The organism is Nonomuraea sp. NPDC004186 (assembly GCF_053603495.1).
In genome coordinates this window covers 1-16116 of the sequence record NZ_JBSGFQ010000040.1, presented here as the reverse complement: position 1 = coordinate 16116, position 16116 = coordinate 1, and the positions used below count along the sequence as shown (strand labels likewise).

Annotated in this window: 12 protein-coding genes and 2 pseudogenes; 8 read left to right on the top strand and 6 right to left on the bottom strand. The window is 66.1% G+C overall.

What is annotated here, in order from left to right; genetic code table 11:
• The first annotated feature begins 57 nt into the window (after nucleotides 1-57).
• Complete coding sequence (locus tag ACWEPL_RS29585; RefSeq protein WP_452438072.1) at nucleotides 58-2679, top strand: tetratricopeptide repeat protein; 2622 nt, start codon at nucleotides 58-60, stop codon at nucleotides 2677-2679.
• 454 nt (nucleotides 2680-3133) lie between these two features.
• Nucleotides 3134-3676 carry a hypothetical protein gene (locus ACWEPL_RS29580; RefSeq protein WP_452438071.1) on the top strand — a complete coding sequence of 181 codons (543 nt, stop codon included), beginning with the start codon at nucleotides 3134-3136 and terminating at the stop codon, nucleotides 3674-3676.
• 344 nt (nucleotides 3677-4020) lie between these two features.
• Here the strand turns inward: ACWEPL_RS29580 and ACWEPL_RS29575 are convergent, their stop codons facing one another.
• A complete protein-coding gene (locus tag ACWEPL_RS29575) occupies nucleotides 4021-5139 on the bottom strand; it encodes a DUF4238 domain-containing protein (protein ID WP_452438070.1) in 1119 nt (372 codons plus the stop codon).
• Nucleotides 5140-5783: 644 nt separating this feature from the next.
• The gene (locus ACWEPL_RS29570; protein ID WP_452438069.1) at nucleotides 5784-6158 is read right to left on the bottom strand and encodes a hypothetical protein; all 375 of its coding nucleotides are present in this window, start codon (nucleotides 6156-6158) and stop codon (nucleotides 5784-5786) included.
• A 130-nt stretch (nucleotides 6159-6288) separates the two neighbouring features.
• Between ACWEPL_RS29570 and ACWEPL_RS29565 the strand changes: the two are divergent.
• Both ACWEPL_RS29565 and ACWEPL_RS29560 read left to right on the top strand, forming a co-directional pair.
• Nucleotides 6289-6369: pseudogene (locus tag ACWEPL_RS29565) on the top strand (hypothetical protein); the annotation flags it as partial.
• Nucleotides 6370-6527: 158 nt separating this feature from the next.
• Nucleotides 6528-6707 (top strand): annotated as a pseudogene (locus tag ACWEPL_RS29560) (hypothetical protein); the annotation flags it as partial.
• Between the two features lie 128 nt (nucleotides 6708-6835).
• Here the strand turns inward: ACWEPL_RS29560 and ACWEPL_RS29555 are convergent.
• Both ACWEPL_RS29555 and ACWEPL_RS29550 read right to left on the bottom strand, forming a co-directional pair.
• Nucleotides 6836-7561, bottom strand: coding sequence for a flavodoxin family protein (locus ACWEPL_RS29555; protein WP_452438068.1), 726 nt, complete (start codon nucleotides 7559-7561; stop codon nucleotides 6836-6838).
• A 338-nt stretch (nucleotides 7562-7899) separates the two neighbouring features.
• A complete protein-coding gene (locus tag ACWEPL_RS29550; RefSeq protein WP_452438067.1) occupies nucleotides 7900-8034 on the bottom strand; it encodes a hypothetical protein in 135 nt (44 codons plus the stop codon).
• Between the two features lie 186 nt (nucleotides 8035-8220).
• Here ACWEPL_RS29550 and ACWEPL_RS29545 point away from each other — a divergent pair, with 186 nt between their 5' ends.
• From ACWEPL_RS29545 to fdhF, 3 genes are all read left to right on the top strand, one after another.
• The gene (locus tag ACWEPL_RS29545) at nucleotides 8221-9066 is read left to right on the top strand and encodes a universal stress protein (protein WP_452438066.1); all 846 of its coding nucleotides are present in this window, start codon (nucleotides 8221-8223) and stop codon (nucleotides 9064-9066) included.
• A gap of 422 nt (nucleotides 9067-9488) precedes the next feature.
• Nucleotides 9489-11132 (top strand): NAD(P)H-dependent oxidoreductase subunit E, encoded by a 1644-nt coding sequence (locus tag ACWEPL_RS29540; RefSeq protein WP_452438135.1) that lies wholly within the window; start codon nucleotides 9489-9491, stop codon nucleotides 11130-11132.
• Nucleotides 11129-13804, top strand: a complete 2676-nt coding sequence (gene fdhF / locus ACWEPL_RS29535; RefSeq protein ID WP_452438065.1) for a formate dehydrogenase subunit alpha — start codon at nucleotides 11129-11131, stop codon at nucleotides 13802-13804. Before ACWEPL_RS29540 ends, fdhF begins: the two co-directional genes overlap by 4 nt.
• Here fdhF and ACWEPL_RS29530 read toward each other — a convergent pair.
• Entirely contained in the window at nucleotides 13799-14638 is an 840-nt protein-coding gene (locus ACWEPL_RS29530) for a universal stress protein (RefSeq protein WP_452438064.1), read from the bottom strand. The two genes, fdhF and ACWEPL_RS29530, sit on opposite strands and share 6 nt — an antisense overlap.
• A gap of 64 nt (nucleotides 14639-14702) precedes the next feature.
• Nucleotides 14703-15407: a universal stress protein gene (locus ACWEPL_RS29525; protein ID WP_452438063.1), complete on the bottom strand. Its 705-nt coding sequence runs from the start codon at nucleotides 15405-15407 to the stop codon at nucleotides 14703-14705.
• Between the two features lie 197 nt (nucleotides 15408-15604).
• Between ACWEPL_RS29525 and ACWEPL_RS29520 the strand changes: the two genes are divergently transcribed.
• Complete coding sequence (locus ACWEPL_RS29520; protein WP_452438062.1) at nucleotides 15605-16054, top strand: N-acetyltransferase family protein; 450 nt, start codon at nucleotides 15605-15607, stop codon at nucleotides 16052-16054.
• Nucleotides 16055-16116 lie beyond the last annotated feature (62 nt).

Below are 16116 nucleotides of genomic sequence, written 5' to 3'. Positions count from 1 at the left end.
GCCGAGGAGATCTACGGGCCGGTGACTACAGGGGACCACTCGCCCGTGGACAACCGAATGATCAGACTTGAGCCTGGAACGTTGCGGGCTCCAGCCGAGGTGGAACTGACGGCGGCGTTGACGAACTTGCCCGATGCGCCCGCCGCGGTGTTCGTCGGGCGAGAGAGCACGTTGATGCGGCTCGACTGCGAGCTATCCAGGGACCGGGCGCAGGTAGTCATCAGCCAAGTGATCCACGGCCTGGGCGGCATCGGTAAGACCGAGTTGGCTCGCCAGTACACCATCGCTAACCGGGATCGTTACCGGCTGAGGTGGTGGATCACTGCCGAAAGCGCCGAGCAAATACAGGCTGGGCTAACCGCGTTGACCGAGCGGCTACACCCGCCGGCGGCACTGGCCTTGACCGGAGAGCAGACGGCCGACTGGGCCCGAGGGTGGCTGCAGACCCATGAAGGCTGGTTGCTGGTGCTCGACAACGTGGAGGATCCAGCGCATGTGCGAGATCTGCTGGCCCAGTTCCATGCCGGGCACATCCTGGTCACCACGCGGCGTCTGGTGCGCTGGCCCACCGGAGTCCAGCCGATCCGCTTAGAGGTACTGGATACGCGTGCGGCAGCCGAGCTGATCACTATGCTCAGCGAGCAGGACCGGCCCGGAGACTGGCCCGCTGTCGAGGCGATCGCCGCAGAATTGGGGTACCTGCCGCTAGCGCTGGAACAGGCCGCCGCGTACATGCGCGAATCCCAAATCAGCCCCACTGAGTACCTGGCCCTGCTGACGGCCCATCCCGCGCACATGTACGCCGCATCTCCCGAAGGGGGAGACATCGAGCGCACCATCGCGCGACTCTGGCGCGTCCATCTGGATGTCATCGGCAAGCGCAATGCCTACGCGGTGCAGCTACTGCGGGTGCTGGCCTGCTATGCCCCCGACGGCATCCCCCGTGACATTCTGGGCGGCGACAGCGATCGGCCCACAGTGCTGGACGCGCTACGGCTGCTGCATTCCTACAGCCTTATAACCCTGACTGAGGACACTGTTTCTGTCCATCGGCTAATCCAGGCCGTCGTCGCGGCCGAGGACGAGAGCAGGGCCTCCCTTGAGGGGGACTCTGCTCCGGAACTGGCACTGACGTGGCTCGCCGATGCCTGGGCCGCTTCGGCAGAGCTGTCATCATCTGAGCAGCGGATGCGGCGGCGGACACTGAGCCCGCATGTGGAGGGCCTGACTCACCATTACCCGATCAGCACCGAATCTATGGGGAACGTTCAGATCTTCCGTCAAGTCGCCAGCTACGAGCACGGCGAGGGTAGCTACCATCGCGCTTACAAACTCGGATCTCACGCCCTAGCCGTCTACAGGGCGACCCTGGGTGAGGAGCACCCATCCACGGTCTCCACCCGGAGCAACCTGGCACTCGTTCTGGGGGATCTGGGGTGCTTGGAGGAGGCCGAGGACGAGGTTCGTGCGGTGCTAGAGATCTTCTACCGGGCGCTGGGTGAAGAGCATCCGTCCACGCTGCCCAGCCGGAGCAACTTGGCGTCGGTGTTGTGGCGAATGGGGCGCTTGGAAGAGGCGGAGCGTGAGAATCGCGCTGTTTATATGGTTATGGCCAGAACCTTGGGCGAGGAACACCCCGATACTTTGAATAGTCGCGGTAACCTAGTGACAGTATTGGGGGATTTGGGTCGGTTCGAAGAGGCTGAGCGCGAAGGCCGCGCTGTCTGGGAGATGCGCCGCAGAGTCTTGGGCGAAGAACATCCCAAAACGCTGATCAGCCGCGACAATTTCGCGATCACCTTGAGATGCCTGGGCCGATTTGAGGAGGCCGAGCGCGAGAGCCGTGCCGTTTATATGGCCATGGCCAGAATCTTTGGCGAGGAACATCCCACCAGTTTGATCAGCCGCGGTAACTTCGCGACCGTGTTGGGAGATTTGGGTCGGTTCGAGGAGGCTGAGCGCGAGGGTCGTGCTGTCTGGGAGATACGCCGCAGAGTCTTGGGAGAAGAACACCCCGACACACTCATTAGCCATAACAATCTTGCCTCAACGCTATGGAGCCTTGAGAGATTTGAGGAGGCTGAGCGCGAGAGCCGTGCTGTCTATGTGGCCATGGCCCGAATCTTTGGTGAGGGGCACCCCGATACTTTGATTAGCCGCGGCAACCTTGCGGCCGCGCTAACGGATTTGGATCGGTTTGAGGAGGCTGAGCGCGAGGGGCGCGCTGTCTGGGAGATACGCCGCAGAGTCTTGGGCGAAGAGCACCCAGCCACGCTGACCAGCCGTGACAATTTGGCATCACTATTGTGGCGGATGGGGCGATTGGAGGAGGCTGAGCGTGAGAACCGCGCTGTTTATATGGCCATGGCCCGAATCTTTGGTGAGGAACACCCCGATACTTTGACTAGCCGCGGCAACCTTGTGGCCGTACTGGGGGATTTGGGGCGGTTCGAGGAGGCTGAGCGCGAGGGCCGTAATGTGTGGGAGATACGCCGCCGAACCTTGGGAGAAGAACACCCCAGTGCTCTAAGGACCCTGGATCTTATTCAATGGGTTAAGAAACAGCGGGGATGCACACTCGATGTAAAGGTTCGTGACGGTTTAGGGAGTCTCGGTCGCAATGCGCCTTGTTTCTGCGGCTCGGGGAAGAAGCTAAAGCGCTGCCATGGCGTCGTTTAGCAGTCAACACCCGAGATATTTTGTGTTACTAGTCGCTTCAATTCAAGATATCCAATCAGGCCTCTCCGAGGCATTCCTGTACCACTATCGCGGTTAACAGATCCATCGGTATCCGGGAAGCAGAGCAAGGCAGCTATATTAGGACGACCAGTTGACGAGGAAGCTCACCGGGACACATGTACCCGCGAATGACGGCTTGATCCGGCACAGCCAGCCTGGTATGGCACGCGCCTGCTCGGCGAGGAGATGACCACAACCCACGTTCTGCTCTGCAATTCTCTCAGGGGCACAGGTCCCATGTAGAGTGGCCAGCAGCATGTTGAGAAGTCGCGACATAAAAGCATTTGTTATTGAATGGGGACTAGTTATGGGCGAGCGGTCCGACGAGATGACCCGGACTACGATAGCTATCGCAGAAACTACAGGACCCCAAAGAGCTCCTTCTCGTGTGTGGATGGCAACCGTAGTCCTGCCAAGATCTGATGCCCGTCTTATTCGAGAAGAACTTGAAGCGGCATTCATTGATACTCCGGAATGCTCAGTAAGATACGTGATAGACGAGCATGCTGGCCGTTATTCTTGGGGTGCCGACGGTGGACCATTCTATGAAGTAGCGCTATTCCTGGCTCAATCGACAGTAGATGGCCTTCTGGCGGCCACCACTCTAAAGCTTTTTGAAAAGTTCCAGGGGCGCCACAAAAAGTACGGGCGAAAGCCTGCTGATGACTTTTCACTGCTTTTCAACCTCGACCGCGAAGGTGCCATATCGTTTGCGCGATGGATGATATGGAGTAGGTATTCCCGCTTGGCCGCTGAATCTGGAGAAGACCTGCCAGGCCCCGACGATCCGCTAGAGTTGATGTCTGAATCGTACGCTGCCCAAGATGACACCTGGACGATAATTCTCAGAGATCATCGAGGTGCACGATATAAGGTCGTGTTGATCAATCAGCAAGGCCTCCCCCTTATGCAGGTTATCGAGCGGGAGCTTCCTTAGAGGCGAGCAGTCTCTCGATGTTCATGGTCACCGCGATCTGCGAATGCCGAGGGATCTGCATGGTCACGCACGAGTGAACGTCTAGAGCTACGAGCAGACGACGCGCTGTTCTTGCGAGTCGCGTACACATGGACTTCTCGAACGCCCGCCATAGCGCAGGCCCTCGCGAAGCTGCACGGATGGGTGGACGACGGTTCAATCGGCCGGCGATTGGCGGTGGTGAAGACGAGACCGGGTTCCTGCCAGTCTTCCCCTGCCCTTTCCGGGGCGGTGTCGTGTGTTGTGCGCGCGTCCTGCATTCCGGCTTTGGAAAAACATGAGGTGATCGCACTCTCCGCAGCTGATTAGTTGGATGGCAGGTTACTATCCTGACGCGGTCGAACGTTGCTACGGCGGCGAGGTATAGGCCATTGCAGATCATCGATAGTGAACCCGCGATTGGGCTTACCGTACTCTGGGGACCGTGGTGCCCTCGATTTCTTCGATTCATCGGAACGTTGAGAAAGCTGCCCGAATAGCCCTTCCTCCCGAACCCAATCATCGCCAGCGGCGCCAATCTCCTGAGTATTAGGATCTGGAAGGCTAAGCCCGACTAGAGGGGTATCATCCGGGTGATGGTAGAGATACCGTCTCGAGTTGCGAATGGTTTCGCCAATGAACGCTTTAGCCATCTTCGTTGATCCGGGGTGCTGAAATTCGGGTACGCCACTATCGTCGATGTCACCCATGACGAGACCGACTCTTCTATTTAGTGGAACCACGAATGCTTCCGCCGTAGCGAGTCCGACACCCATGTGTGCAGGATAATTAGGTCCAACCGCTAGCGATACCGGGTGATCGGAAGTGATCAGGCAGCGACGTTGAAACCGATAAAGCGTCCATGTTCTTGCAGCCATTTGCCGAATGGTGGGAGCCCATAGTTGCATTATCGAGCGGAGATGCTCATCTACGCTGGGGATCAGATCTGGGCCAGTTGGCTTAGTTATGTCGGCCCATTCCTGGTCTAGCTCGAAGTCATCAACACTACGTCCCTCAGCCTTTGAAATGAGTTCGCGAAGAGCCTCTTTGCCGGACGCGCCGACCACGAGTTTGATCAACTGAGCTTGCATCTGCATGTGGCCATTGCGAACTCCTTCACTCCGGAGGTGCTGTAGTGCGACCCATGCAGCCAAGGCTTCACGCGATTCACCTATAACAGGCCACATGTACTCATCGGCAATTCGCCGCAGAGCCGATGAAGCCGCATCTTCGATGTCGCCGAATATCTTCTCAAAGATATCGCTACGAGTCCCATCGGGAAGAGTGATTGTATAAAAATCCTTTGCAACGCTGGCATTGTTGGTTCCGACGTTATGCTGCCTAGTCCCGGGCAATTCAACACGCCGAATCTGACCGCGTTCATCGGCGAATCCGCGCAGGTAAAAATTAGACACAAGGTGTTGCCTTCGCACCAGTTTTGCCATGGCTTTAGGATAGCGCGTGACATGCGCTCTCCAAAATTGCTTTCTTTGCTCTACAGCAGCTCTCGGCAAGATCGTTACCGTCGATGGCTGGCAACTATGATGATCAGTGGCCGATCGCGAGTTCACACCGACGTGGCGAACTCCGTGACGCTGTCGGCTCATCTTTTTGAACTCGGCGAAGACTGCGGATCTGTGGCAAGTTCGGCGCCATGCTCCACGACAACACTCCGTGCGTTCAAGCTCACGGAGTGTCGAGATAGCCTGGGGTGTGCACAGCAACAAAGCTGCAGCAACCTCTTCAAGCTGCATCGACCGTTCGAGGCCTCGATTCGCTACTGGACGCCCATGCCGACCTCCATGGACTCTCACGCCCCAAGTTCACGCCGATGTGGTCGGTCGAGGCCGTGACGATCGCTGACTTCGGTTCTCGCCAACGTGGCTGGGGCGATCGACGCCGAGGCCCTCCTTCGTCGGGCCCCGGCACCGGGTGACCAGGGCTGTGGTGACAGCAAGACTGACAGCAACCTCCCCACACACCGACGCATCCGCGCCACCGTCCACACGTGCGTGACCACGGCTCCACGAGCCGAGCAGGGTGATTGTTCCGCCTGAAAAGCGGACAGTCGTGCTGGTTGCGCAGGAAGCTATCTCCGCATGAACGGGACGTCGTAGGCAGGCGGTTGGCCGTTCATCAGCTTGGTCAGGTCCTCATCAGTGAGGGTAAGGTCGAAGGCGTTGCCTGCTTGCCGCGGATCCCAGCCGTGACCGAGCGCCATGCGTATGGTCGCCGTCACGAGCGCCGGCCGTATGGCCATCGTCCGCTCTCCCCACCATGCGTCTGGCCGTGAACAGGGAAGCGACACCAGAAGGACACGACCCGGCGCGTCGGCCAGTTCCACCGCGAACGTCATCGGGCCCCAGCTGTTCCCCTGGTCGTACGTGGGCTTACGACGGACGCGCCAGCGGAATACGCTGCCGTCGAGGGTGATGAGCCGCGAGCCCTTCTTAGGGATCGCCATGAGCAACCTCCTGCTCTGTTCCGTCACTGTTCCGTGGGATGGCCGAGAACAGCAAGAAACGACGAGAGCCAGCCGCAACAGTAACTCCTGGTCAGGTACGTGATCGACAGGCTTTCGCAGATGGACACGGAGGGGATCGGAGATCACCCAGATCTACGAGGGCACCAACCAGATCCAGCGCCTGGTGATGGCCCGCCAGCTCCTCAAGTAGGCAGTTGACGTGCGGGAACCCGGTTAAGTGATCATACGCGAAGCCGGGTCGCGCACGTAGGCGGTGCCGCTCGGAAGAGCGGTTCGGGGTCACGGGGGCAGGGCGTCCGGAGAGGGCTGGACAGGGCTTGTGTGGGTAGCGTCCTGGATTTGGGCGGCATCGGCCCCGCCTGGGAGATCGTGTACGACGGCTTCGATCTCGGTCGAGAGGGACTGAGGGAGGCGTTGTGCACGCTCCGCAACGGCAGGTTCGCCACCCGGGGCGCCACCCCGGACGGCGAGCCGCGCACGCCGGGCACGTACGTGGCGGGCTGCTACGACCGCCTCGACTCCGAGGTGCCACCAACGTCGGCGGACTGGCCGGGCTGAACGGTGGGCCCAGCCGGAGGTGTCGGTCGTTTGCGGGACCTACGGCCCAACCGCCGTTGAGCGCCTCCACCGGAGCATGCGTGCCAGCCGAATCGCCTCTATCGGTGCTCGGGGTTGTCGAAGTCGAAGCGGCATCCGGCGTCCCATTCCGAGCGCTGGTTGCCGTGGGCCGGGATGCCGCCGGCGTCCTTGAGCATGCGTGCCAGGTGCAGCAGGTTCCAGGTCATGAAGGTGGTGTTGCGGTTGGTGAAGTCGTTCTCCGGCCCACCCGAGCCCGGGTCGAGGTAGGACGGTCCGGGTCCGGCGGCGCCCACCCAGCCGGCATCGGCCTGCGGCGGGATGGTGTAGCCCAGATGCTGCAGGCTGTAGAGCACGTTCATGGCGCAGTGCTTGACGCCGTCCTCGTTGCCCGTGATCAGGCAGCCGCCCACCCGCCCGTAGTAGGCGTACTGGCCGGCCTGGTTGAGCAGGCTGGAGCAGGCGTACAGCCGTTCGATGATCTTCTTGGTCACCGAACTGTTGTCGCCCAGCCAGATCGGCCCGGCGATGACCAGGATGTCGGCGGCGAGCACCCGCTGGTAGAGGGCGGGCCACTCGTCACTCTCCCAGCCGTGCTCGGTCATGTCCGGCCACACGCCGGTGGCGATGTCGTGGTCGATCGCCCGCAACTGCTCGACGCTTACACGCTGCGTGTCCATGATGTGCGCGCTGAGATCGATCAGGCCCTGGGTATGGCTGCGCTCGGGGCTCTTCTTGAGGGTGCAGTTGATGAACAGCGCCCGCAGATCGTCATACCGGGCAGGCGCTCCGTTGACTGTCATCATGACGGTTCCCTTCGATGCGGTCCAGGTGCCTCCGTGGGCAGTTTCGGACCGTACGTGCTCTTCGGCCAGCAGGCTCGCCGCGTTGCGGCAGCCACGGGACGAGGCGACGGACGGCTGCGCCGTCTGGCTCACCCGGTCGCCCACCCGAACCAGTCACCGAGGTGCGGGCCACGGCGAACTGGAACCGGCTCAGCTCCCGTAGCGTTGTCGAACCGTTGCCGCCAAGCACCTGATAGCGGTCACGAGCCGCCGTTCATGGCGTGGGGACCTGATGCGTCACGCCGGCCCTCGGCGTTTCGGGGCCGTTGAAGGGCCGCCGAAGTGATCACCGGGTCCCCTCAGAGACCGTGGATGCGGCGGCCCGTGATCCGGTGCGCGTCGGCCGAGCCGGATCCGGGGCCGGGCGGGCGATCGCGCCCACCGCCCAGCAGGTCCTCGGCCGTCGTTTCGAGGGCGATGGCCAGGCGGGTCACCGTACCTGTGTCGGGAGTGCCCAGATGGCTTTCGAGGTGCTGGACGTATCCGGCGGGACATGTCCACGAAGCCAGCCAGCCACCCGCTCGGCGGCCAGGGTCCTTCGGCCCTTGCGGGACCGACCTCCGGCCCTGCTGCGGACGGGCGCGAGCGGGTCAGATGGAGGATGACGGAGGAGGCACGCAATGATCGTCGTAGGAACGGACGGCTCCGTGAACTCCCGTGCCGCGCTGGAGTGGGCGGCCGACGACGCGTTCCGCATGCGGGAACCGCTACGGATCGTCCATGCCGTGGACCGCTCGCCGTACCAGATCCGCAAATTCCCCAATGACACTTTCCTGGATGTGCTGCAGCGAGAGGGGCAGAGGATCCTGCGTGAGGCGGAGGAACTCGTGCGCGAGCGCCAGCCCACCGTCGAGGTCACGACCGAGGACCTAGAGGGCAGGCCCGCCGAGGTCCTGCGCGAGCAGGCCAAGGACGCCACCGAGGTCGTGGTCGGCAGCCAAGGGCTCGGCGGGTTCGCCCGCGCGCTGCTGGGCTCGGTCAGCGTGCACGTGGCCGGCCACGTGCACTGCCCCGTCGTGGTCGTGCGCGGTAAGCAACAGCCGACATATCTGGAGGTCGTGGCCGGGGTCGACGACTCACCGGAGTGCGAGCCTGCGCTCGCCTATGCCTTCGAACAGGCGAAGCTGCGCGGGAGCACGCTGCGGGTGGCGCACGCCTGGCAGCTGCCGGTGCACGCCTTCGCACCAGGGCTCAGCAGTTACGACACGGACGAGGTCCGTACGGCGCAGCATCAAATCGTGCGCGACCGGGTGAAGATCTTCAGCGCGGACTACCCGGAGGTGAAGCTGGTCGAAGATGTGCACTGCGCGCATCCGGTCAACGCGCTCATCGACGCGTCCGAGCGGGCGGACCTGCTGGTGGTGGGCTCGCATGGGCGCGATGCCGTGGGTTCGATGCTGCTCGGCTCGGTCAGCCGGGGTGTCCTGTGCCACGCTCACTGCCCGGTGGCGGTGGTCCGCGCATAGTAATGGCTGGTCAGGGCCTTGGTCACGCGGCATCGGGGACGTTCGCCGCTGCCGGCAGAGGCCGCGCCGGCGGATTGTGAGCTGATCGAGGGAGTCGTGGACGTGAGATCCGAGGTGACCTTCGACAAGGACGACCTCCTCATCGTTCATGGCGGCGTTGTGGAGACTGGCCCGGCATCTCCGAGCACGCAGGCGTGCTGTGGGGCTCGTCGGTCCGCTGGCCAGGCTCAGGGGTCATTGGTCTTGGGTCCTGGGCAGGGCCCGGGCGGTGGTTACGCTGCCGCGACCCCTGCTGCGGTTGATTCCTGACGCACGCGGTCGGTGAAGAGATCCGCAGGTAGGAGCGGGTGCGCGTGTGTCTGTTATCCGGGAAACGGGCAGGAAGAAATTCGTGATGCGACCCTTTCGATGCATTTCGCGCCCTGGCTGAGCGGCGCGGGCGGCCAGGTGCTCGCCTGATCGAGGCTCTTGCCGAAGGTGCCGAGGAGCATGGGGGAGCGCCTGGGAGCTGGGCGCCGGAGGTGGCCAGGCGGTTCGGGCTGCCCGCGGCGGCAGGGCTGGGCCCGGCCAGCTTCTACGCGGACCTGGCGGTTCCGCACGGGCACCGTCACGTGCGGGTCTGCGCCGCGACCGCGTGCTTCGCGGCGCAGGCGGGCCGGCATCTGCCTGCCATCCAGGACGTACTCGGTGTCAAGGCTGATGACGATCTCGATCGGCACGCCGGGGTCTCCCTGCAGACGGTCCGGTGCCTCGGTTACTGCTACGCCGGGCCCGCCTGCCTGGACGGCGAGACACCCTGTGTCGGCCCGGACGTCGTCGACCAGGTGGCCGGACGTGCGCAGCCGCAGGCACCGCCGATCCCGGTGGCCGACGCCACCGGGGACCCGGTCGTGCTGGCCGGGATCGTGGCAGGTGAAGCCGCGTGGCGGACCTGGATGGAAACCGTCGGTCGGCGCTCGCCGGAGCTGGTCCGGTCGCAGGTCGCGGCCTCCGGGCTGCGCGGCCGGGGCGGCGCGGGCTTCCCCGTGGCGGCCAAGTGGGCGGCGGCGGGCGGCTCGCCGGACACGGTGGTCATCGCCAACGGCGATGAGGGCGACCCAGGCTCGTACGCCGACCGGCTGCTGATGGAGGCCGATCCGGCGCGGGTGCTGGAAGGGCTGGCGCTGGCCTGCTTCGCCTGCCGGGCGCGCCGTGGTCTGGTGCTGGTGCGTTCGGAGTATCCGCGGGCGCTGGCGGCGATGCGTCAGGCCGTGGAGCAGGCGCGTGCGGAGGGCCACCTTGGCCGAGGGGTGCACGGCAGCGACGTGGACCTGGAGATGGAGGTGGTGGCGGGCGCCGGTTCCTACGTCGCGGGCGAGGAGACGGCGCTGATCGCGGGGCTGGAAGGCGGTCGTGGCTGCGCGCGGGCCCGACCGCCGTACCCGACCAGCCAGGGTCTGTGGGATGCGCCGACCGTGGTCAACAACGTCGAGACCCTGGCCGCGGTGCCGTGGATCGTCAGCCGCGGTGGCGAGGCCTATGCCCGCCGGGGCACGCCTGGCGAGACCGGTACGAAGCTGGTCTGCCTGTCGGAGCGGTTCGCCCGGCCCGGTTGTTATGAGGTCGAGCTCGGCGTGCCGGTGCGGTGGATCGTCACTGAGTTGGGCGGTGGCCTGCGGGAGGGGGCCGAGCTTGGTGTGCTGCAGGTCGGTGGCCCGCTGGGTGGGTTCCTGTCAGAAGAGGATCTTGATGTGCCGCTCACGGAGGCGGGGCTGGCGGGTTACGGCGCCGCGCTGGGTCATGCCGGGTTGGTGGCCGTCGACCGGCGGCTGGAGCCGCTGGACGTGCTGCGGCATGTGTGGGCGTTCGCCGCGGCGGAGAGCTGTGGCGCCTGCTCGCCGTGCCGGGTCGGCTCCCGTCGCGGGCTGGAACAGGCCAGGTCCGGGCTTCCGCCCGGTGACGCGTACGCCCGCATGTTGAACGTGATGAGGGAGGCCAGTTTGTGTGCGTTCGGCCGTCGGCTGCCGCATGCGGTGCGGAGCCTGGCCCGCGCCTACAAGGACCGTCTGCGGGGGTGGGGCGGATGAGGGTCACGGTGGAGGACGCGGTCGTCGATCTTCCGCAGGATGCCGCGGTGCTGCAGGCGGTACGAGCCGCAGGCCGTGATCTGCCCACCCTCTGCCATGACGACCGGCTGACGCCCGTCGGCTCCTGCCGGGCCTGCCTGGTACGGCTCGATGGGCGGGTCGTAGCCGCCTGCGTGACCCCTGCGGTGGACGGCGCCCAGGTGAGCGTCGAGGAAGAAGACCTGCGCCGGTTGCGCCATGACGCCGTGGAAGTGATCGTCTCAGCACTTCCGCCTCGGGCGCTGGAGGGGGATGGGGAACTGGCCCGGGTGTGCCGGGCCCTGGGCATCGGAGCGGAAGCCGCTCAAGGCGGTGCCGGCAGGGGTCTGGACCGCTCCCATCGGTTCGTCCGGCTCGACCGGGATCTGTGCATCGCCTGCGGCCGCTGCGTGCGCATGTGCGCCGAGGTCCAGGGCACCTTCGCGCTCACGCTGGTGGGGCGCGGCTCGGAGACGGTGGTCGCGCCCGGCACCGGTGGCCCCTGGGCGGAATCGGATTGCGTCGCGTGCGGTGGATGCGTGGATACGTGCCCCACCGGCGCTCTCACCGAGCCGGGGCTGCCGCTCGGGACTCAGGTGGCCACGCTCACCCGTACGCGTACCACCTGCGGATACTGCGGCGTCGGCTGCGCCCTGGACGTGCTGACCCGGGACGGCGAGGTCGCCGGAGTGCGGCCGGCCAAGGACGGCCCGGTCAATCGAGGGCACGCGTGCGTCAAGGGCCGTTTCGCCCACGGGTTCCTGCGCTCTCCGGAACGGCTCACCCAGCCGCTGCTGCGCCGCCGTTCCGGCCTGGAGCCCGTGAGCTGGGACGAGGCGCTCGCCCACATCGCTCGCGGGCTGCGGACCGCGGTGACCGAGGCGGGCCCCGACGCGGTGGCGGCGATCACCTCGGCCCGGGCCACCAACGAGGAGAATTACCTGATCCAGAAGTTCATGCGAGTGGTCATCGGCACCAACAGCGTCGACAACTGCTCGCGGCTGTGCCACTCCCCGTCCGCCGCCGGACTGACCGCCGCGTTCGGCCTGTCCGGCGGCACCGACGCCTTCGAGGACGTGGAGCGCGCCGACTGCCTGCTCGTCGTGGGCGCGAATCCGGTCGAGGCGCACCCGGTCGTCGGGGCGCGGCTGCTCCAGCGGGTGCTGCACGGCGCGCGGCTGGTCGTGGCCGACCCGCGGGCCGTCGGGCTCGCGGGCTACGCCGACGTGCACCTGCGGCCCCGCCCGGGGACCAACGTCGCCTTGTTCAACGGCCTGGCCAACGTGCTGCTCACGCAGGGGCTGGTCGATGAGGAGTTCCTGCGGCACCGCGTCAGTGGGTTGCCGGAGTTGACCGGGGTACTCGCCGACTACACGCCCGATCGGGTGGCCGAGATCACCGGCGTGCCCGCGGAGGATCTGGTCGCCGCGGCGCGCCTGTACGGGGTGGCCAAGCGGCCGGCCATCGTCTACGGGCTCGGCGTGACCGAGCACCTGCACGGCACCGACGGCGTTCGTACACTTGCGAACCTGGCGATCCTGCGCGGCGCGGTCGGCACCGGCCATGGGTTCGGCGTGAACCCCCTCAGGGGGCAGAACAACGTCCAAGGGGCCTCCGACATGGGCGCCCTGCCCGACCTGCTCCCCGGCTACGGCCGGATCACCGACCGCGTCGCGCGCGGGCGGGCCGAGCAGGTGTGGGGCACCCGGCTGCCGGACCACGACGGCCTGCGTATCCCGCAGATGTTCGCGGCGGCACGCTCAGGAGCCCTGCGGGCCCTGTGGATCATCGGAGAGGACGTGTGCGCCACCGACCCCGACACCAACCGGGTCATCGAAGCGCTGGAGTGCTGCCCGCTGGTCATCAGCCAGGAGCTGTTCCTGTCCGAGACCGCCCGCCACGCAGACGTGGTCCTGCCCGCCGCGTCCTGGCTGGAGAAGGACGGCACCTTCGTCAACTTCGACCGCAGATTCCAGCGCGTACGGCCCGCTCTCGTCCCGCCCGGCCAGGCACGCACGGACTTCGCCATCGTGCACGCGATCGCCGCCGCCTACGGCGCCGACCTGGGCTGCCCGACCCCCGCCGAGGCGCTGGCCGAATGCGGCCGGGTGGCGCCGGTGTTCGCCGGGATCTCCCACCGGCGGCTGGATCGCGAAGGCGCCATCCCCTGGCCGTGCCCCGATCCCGAACAGCCCGGAGAGGCCAAGCTCTACCTGGACGGATTCGCCACGTCGGACGGGCTGGCGCATCTGGCCGCCCGCCCCTACCTGCCGCCGGGCGAGAGCCCTGACGATGACTATCCCCTGATCCTGATCACGGGTCGCCGGTGGGCGCACTACAACTCCGGCAACATGACCCGGCGGTCCGGCACCATCGAACTCGACCCTTCGGACCACGTCGACCTGCATCCCGCCGACGCCGCCCGGCACGCCGTCCGCGACGGCGACACGGTGCTGGTCGAAAGCCGGCACGGGCAGGCCACGTTTCCGGCACGGATCACCGAGGAGGTCACGCCGGGCCAGCTCTTCTGCACCTTCCACTTCGCGTCCAGCCGGGCGAACGCCCTCACCTCCGACCATGCCGACACCGTGACCTCATGCCCGGAGTACAAGGTCACCGCCGTGCGCCTGCGCATCGCGCAGGAGTACTCATGACTCCTTGCCGCGTGGCCGTACCACGCCGACCGGGCAGTGAGCGCGGTGCAGCACGCCGTGGCTGACCGAGCCGAGCACTGCGGAGGCGAACCCGCCCAGCCCGCGCGAGCCGACCACGACCAGGTCCGCCGTGCCGGAGGCTTTGATGAGCGCGGGCACCGGGTGCTCGCGCACCTGCCGGTCTGTGATCTCGATGTCAGGGTGGTCCTTCCGCCATCGGATCATCCGCTCGCGAGCAGTGCGGGCCGCCTCCTGGAACGAGTCCTCCAGCAGATCGCCGTAGTCCGGGGCGTAGGCCGAGACGATCGGCGCCTGCCAGGCGTACACGGCGAGCAGCCGTGCGCGGCGGGCGCGAGCCTGCTCGATGGCGTACGCCACGGCTTTCTGCGCGGCTTCGGAGCCATCGTCGCCGACCACGATCTGGCCCCGCTCGGCGGCTACGGGTGCGCGGACGATGACGACCGGCCCGGCGGCATGGCCCGCGACCCCCAGGCCCACCGAGCCGAGCATCAGTCCGGCGAATCCCCTCAATCCTCGGCTCCCCAGCACCAGGGAATCTGCCGACGCCGACTGGCCGATGAGCGCTTCGACCACGTTGCCTTCGAGCAGCTCCGTGGTTGTCTTGACCTCCCCGCCCACCGCGTGAGCGCTGTCGGCGGCGGCTTCCAGCGTGCCGAGGCAGTACTTCCTGCCGTCGAAGCCCTCCGGCCATGGTTCGCACACGTGCACGATCTTCAGAGGCAGCCGTCTGCGTCGGGCGTCGGCCGCAGCCCACTCGACCGCCGCGCTCGATGGCGTGGAGCCGTCCACGCCGACCACGATTGATCCGGCCATAATCCGCCTCCTTCCCAGAGCTCTACCTCCTGCTTCCCGAAACGGACATCCGCGCACACGGCGCTCACCTTTCGGGCACCACCGCCACAGGGCAGGGAGCGTGCTGGAGGAGGGAGTCTGCCGCGCCGACCCAGGCGGCGCGCCTGCGCCCGACGACCATGAGCGTCGCGTGATCATGAGCCTCGCCGGGCTGGACGCGGACTTCCGGGCGGTGTTCCGCCCATTCGGTCAGGTCCACCGAGGCGGACACCGGCACCTGACGCAGGGCGGCCTCCCCGAACGCGAATTCCAGGACGGAGGTATCCGGCTCCCTGTCGACTACGACGATCGGTCCCGGATCCGTCGGGGCGGGCAGGGGACCCGGGCCGCGTACCACGATCACGGGGCACTCGGCATGAGCGGCGACATATCCGGCCACCGAGCCCACGACGGCCCTGGGCAGCGCGCTCAACCCGCGGGAGCCCACCACGACGAGCACGGCATCGCCGGAAAGCTCGACGAGGCGCTGAGCCGCAGGGCCCTCGTAGAGATCGGTCTCGACCTGTACCCCCGAACTGGTCGAGCGGGCGCACTCGGCGCCGTGCCACAGCACGTGATCGGCCGCCTTACGCAGGTGGGACTTGGCCTCCTCCTCCGCATCGCCGTACGGCCACTGCCAGGCGTGGGCGAGCGTCAACGGCAGCTTGCGGAGCTCCGCCTCGTCCAGCGCCCAGTCCAGGGCCTGCATCGAGAAGTCCGAGCCGTCGTAGCCGAGCACGATGTGGTCCATGTCCTCGGGCCCCTTTCCCGGGCAGGAAGTCATCACCTTCAGTGTCGGAGCATTCCCGGAACCCGCCGTAGGGTCCGGCGACCCGGCCCGCCGGGACCTTGGTCCCCGGCCAGAAGGTCGTCCGGCACTGCCGAGCACACCCGTCGTGCGGAAACGTCAGGTTCAAGGGCCAAAACTCGGCTGAACGGGAGCCCGGCATGCCTGACGGATACGACGTACTGCTGCGTGATGGCGGCATCGCACATGTACGCCCGCTGCGTCCCGCCGATCGCGAGGCTCTGCACGAGCTGGTGGACCGCTCGTCGGAGCGCTCGGCCTACCTGCGGTTCTTCACCGGCGGACGCAACACCGCGCACGCCTACATCGATCGCATCACCAGTGACAAGTACGACGGCCGCGCGCGAGTGGCCGGTCTGCACGGCCGGCTGGTCGCGATAGCCGAGTACATCCCCATCGAGGACGGCCGTGCCGACCTGGGCATCCTTCTGGACGACGCCGTGCACGGGCACGGCCTGGGCACGCTCCTGCTGGAGCACCTCGCCGTGGACGCCGCCGAGCACGGCGTGCGCGAGCTGGTGGCCGACGTGCTGGCCGAAAACCGGCCGATGATCCGGCGGCTCCCAGCCGGGCCCGAGTTCGGCGGCTGAGGAGAACTCGTTGGCGCCTTCGCCGTTCCAGACGTGCAGCCTGCCGCTGTCGTTCTTGACCG

Bases quoted from the DNA above. Each gene is read 5' to 3' on its own strand.
- ACWEPL_RS29570 (WP_452438069.1), bottom strand. From the start codon at position 6,158: ATGGCGATCCCTAAGAAGGGCTCGCGGCTCATCACCCTCGACGGCAGC.
- ACWEPL_RS29525 (WP_452438063.1), bottom strand. From the start codon at position 15,407: ATGGACCACATCGTGCTCGGCTACGACGGCTCGGACTTCTCGATGCAG.
- ACWEPL_RS29520 (WP_452438062.1), top strand. From the start codon at position 15,605: ATGCCTGACGGATACGACGTACTGCTGCGTGATGGCGGCATCGCACAT.
- ACWEPL_RS29555 (WP_452438068.1), bottom strand. From the start codon at position 7,561: ATGATGACAGTCAACGGAGCGCCTGCCCGGTATGACGATCTGCGGGCG.
- ACWEPL_RS29530 (WP_452438064.1), bottom strand. From the start codon at position 14,638: ATGGCCGGATCAATCGTGGTCGGCGTGGACGGCTCCACGCCATCGAGC.
- fdhF (WP_452438065.1), top strand. From the start codon at position 11,129: ATGAGGGTCACGGTGGAGGACGCGGTCGTCGATCTTCCGCAGGATGCC.
- ACWEPL_RS29575 (WP_452438070.1), bottom strand. From the start codon at position 5,139: ATGGCAAAACTGGTGCGAAGGCAACACCTTGTGTCTAATTTTTACCTG.
- ACWEPL_RS29580 (WP_452438071.1), top strand. From the start codon at position 3,134: ATGGCAACCGTAGTCCTGCCAAGATCTGATGCCCGTCTTATTCGAGAA.
- ACWEPL_RS29585 (WP_452438072.1), top strand. From the start codon at position 58: ATGATCAGACTTGAGCCTGGAACGTTGCGGGCTCCAGCCGAGGTGGAA.
- ACWEPL_RS29545 (WP_452438066.1), top strand. From the start codon at position 8,221: ATGATCGTCGTAGGAACGGACGGCTCCGTGAACTCCCGTGCCGCGCTG.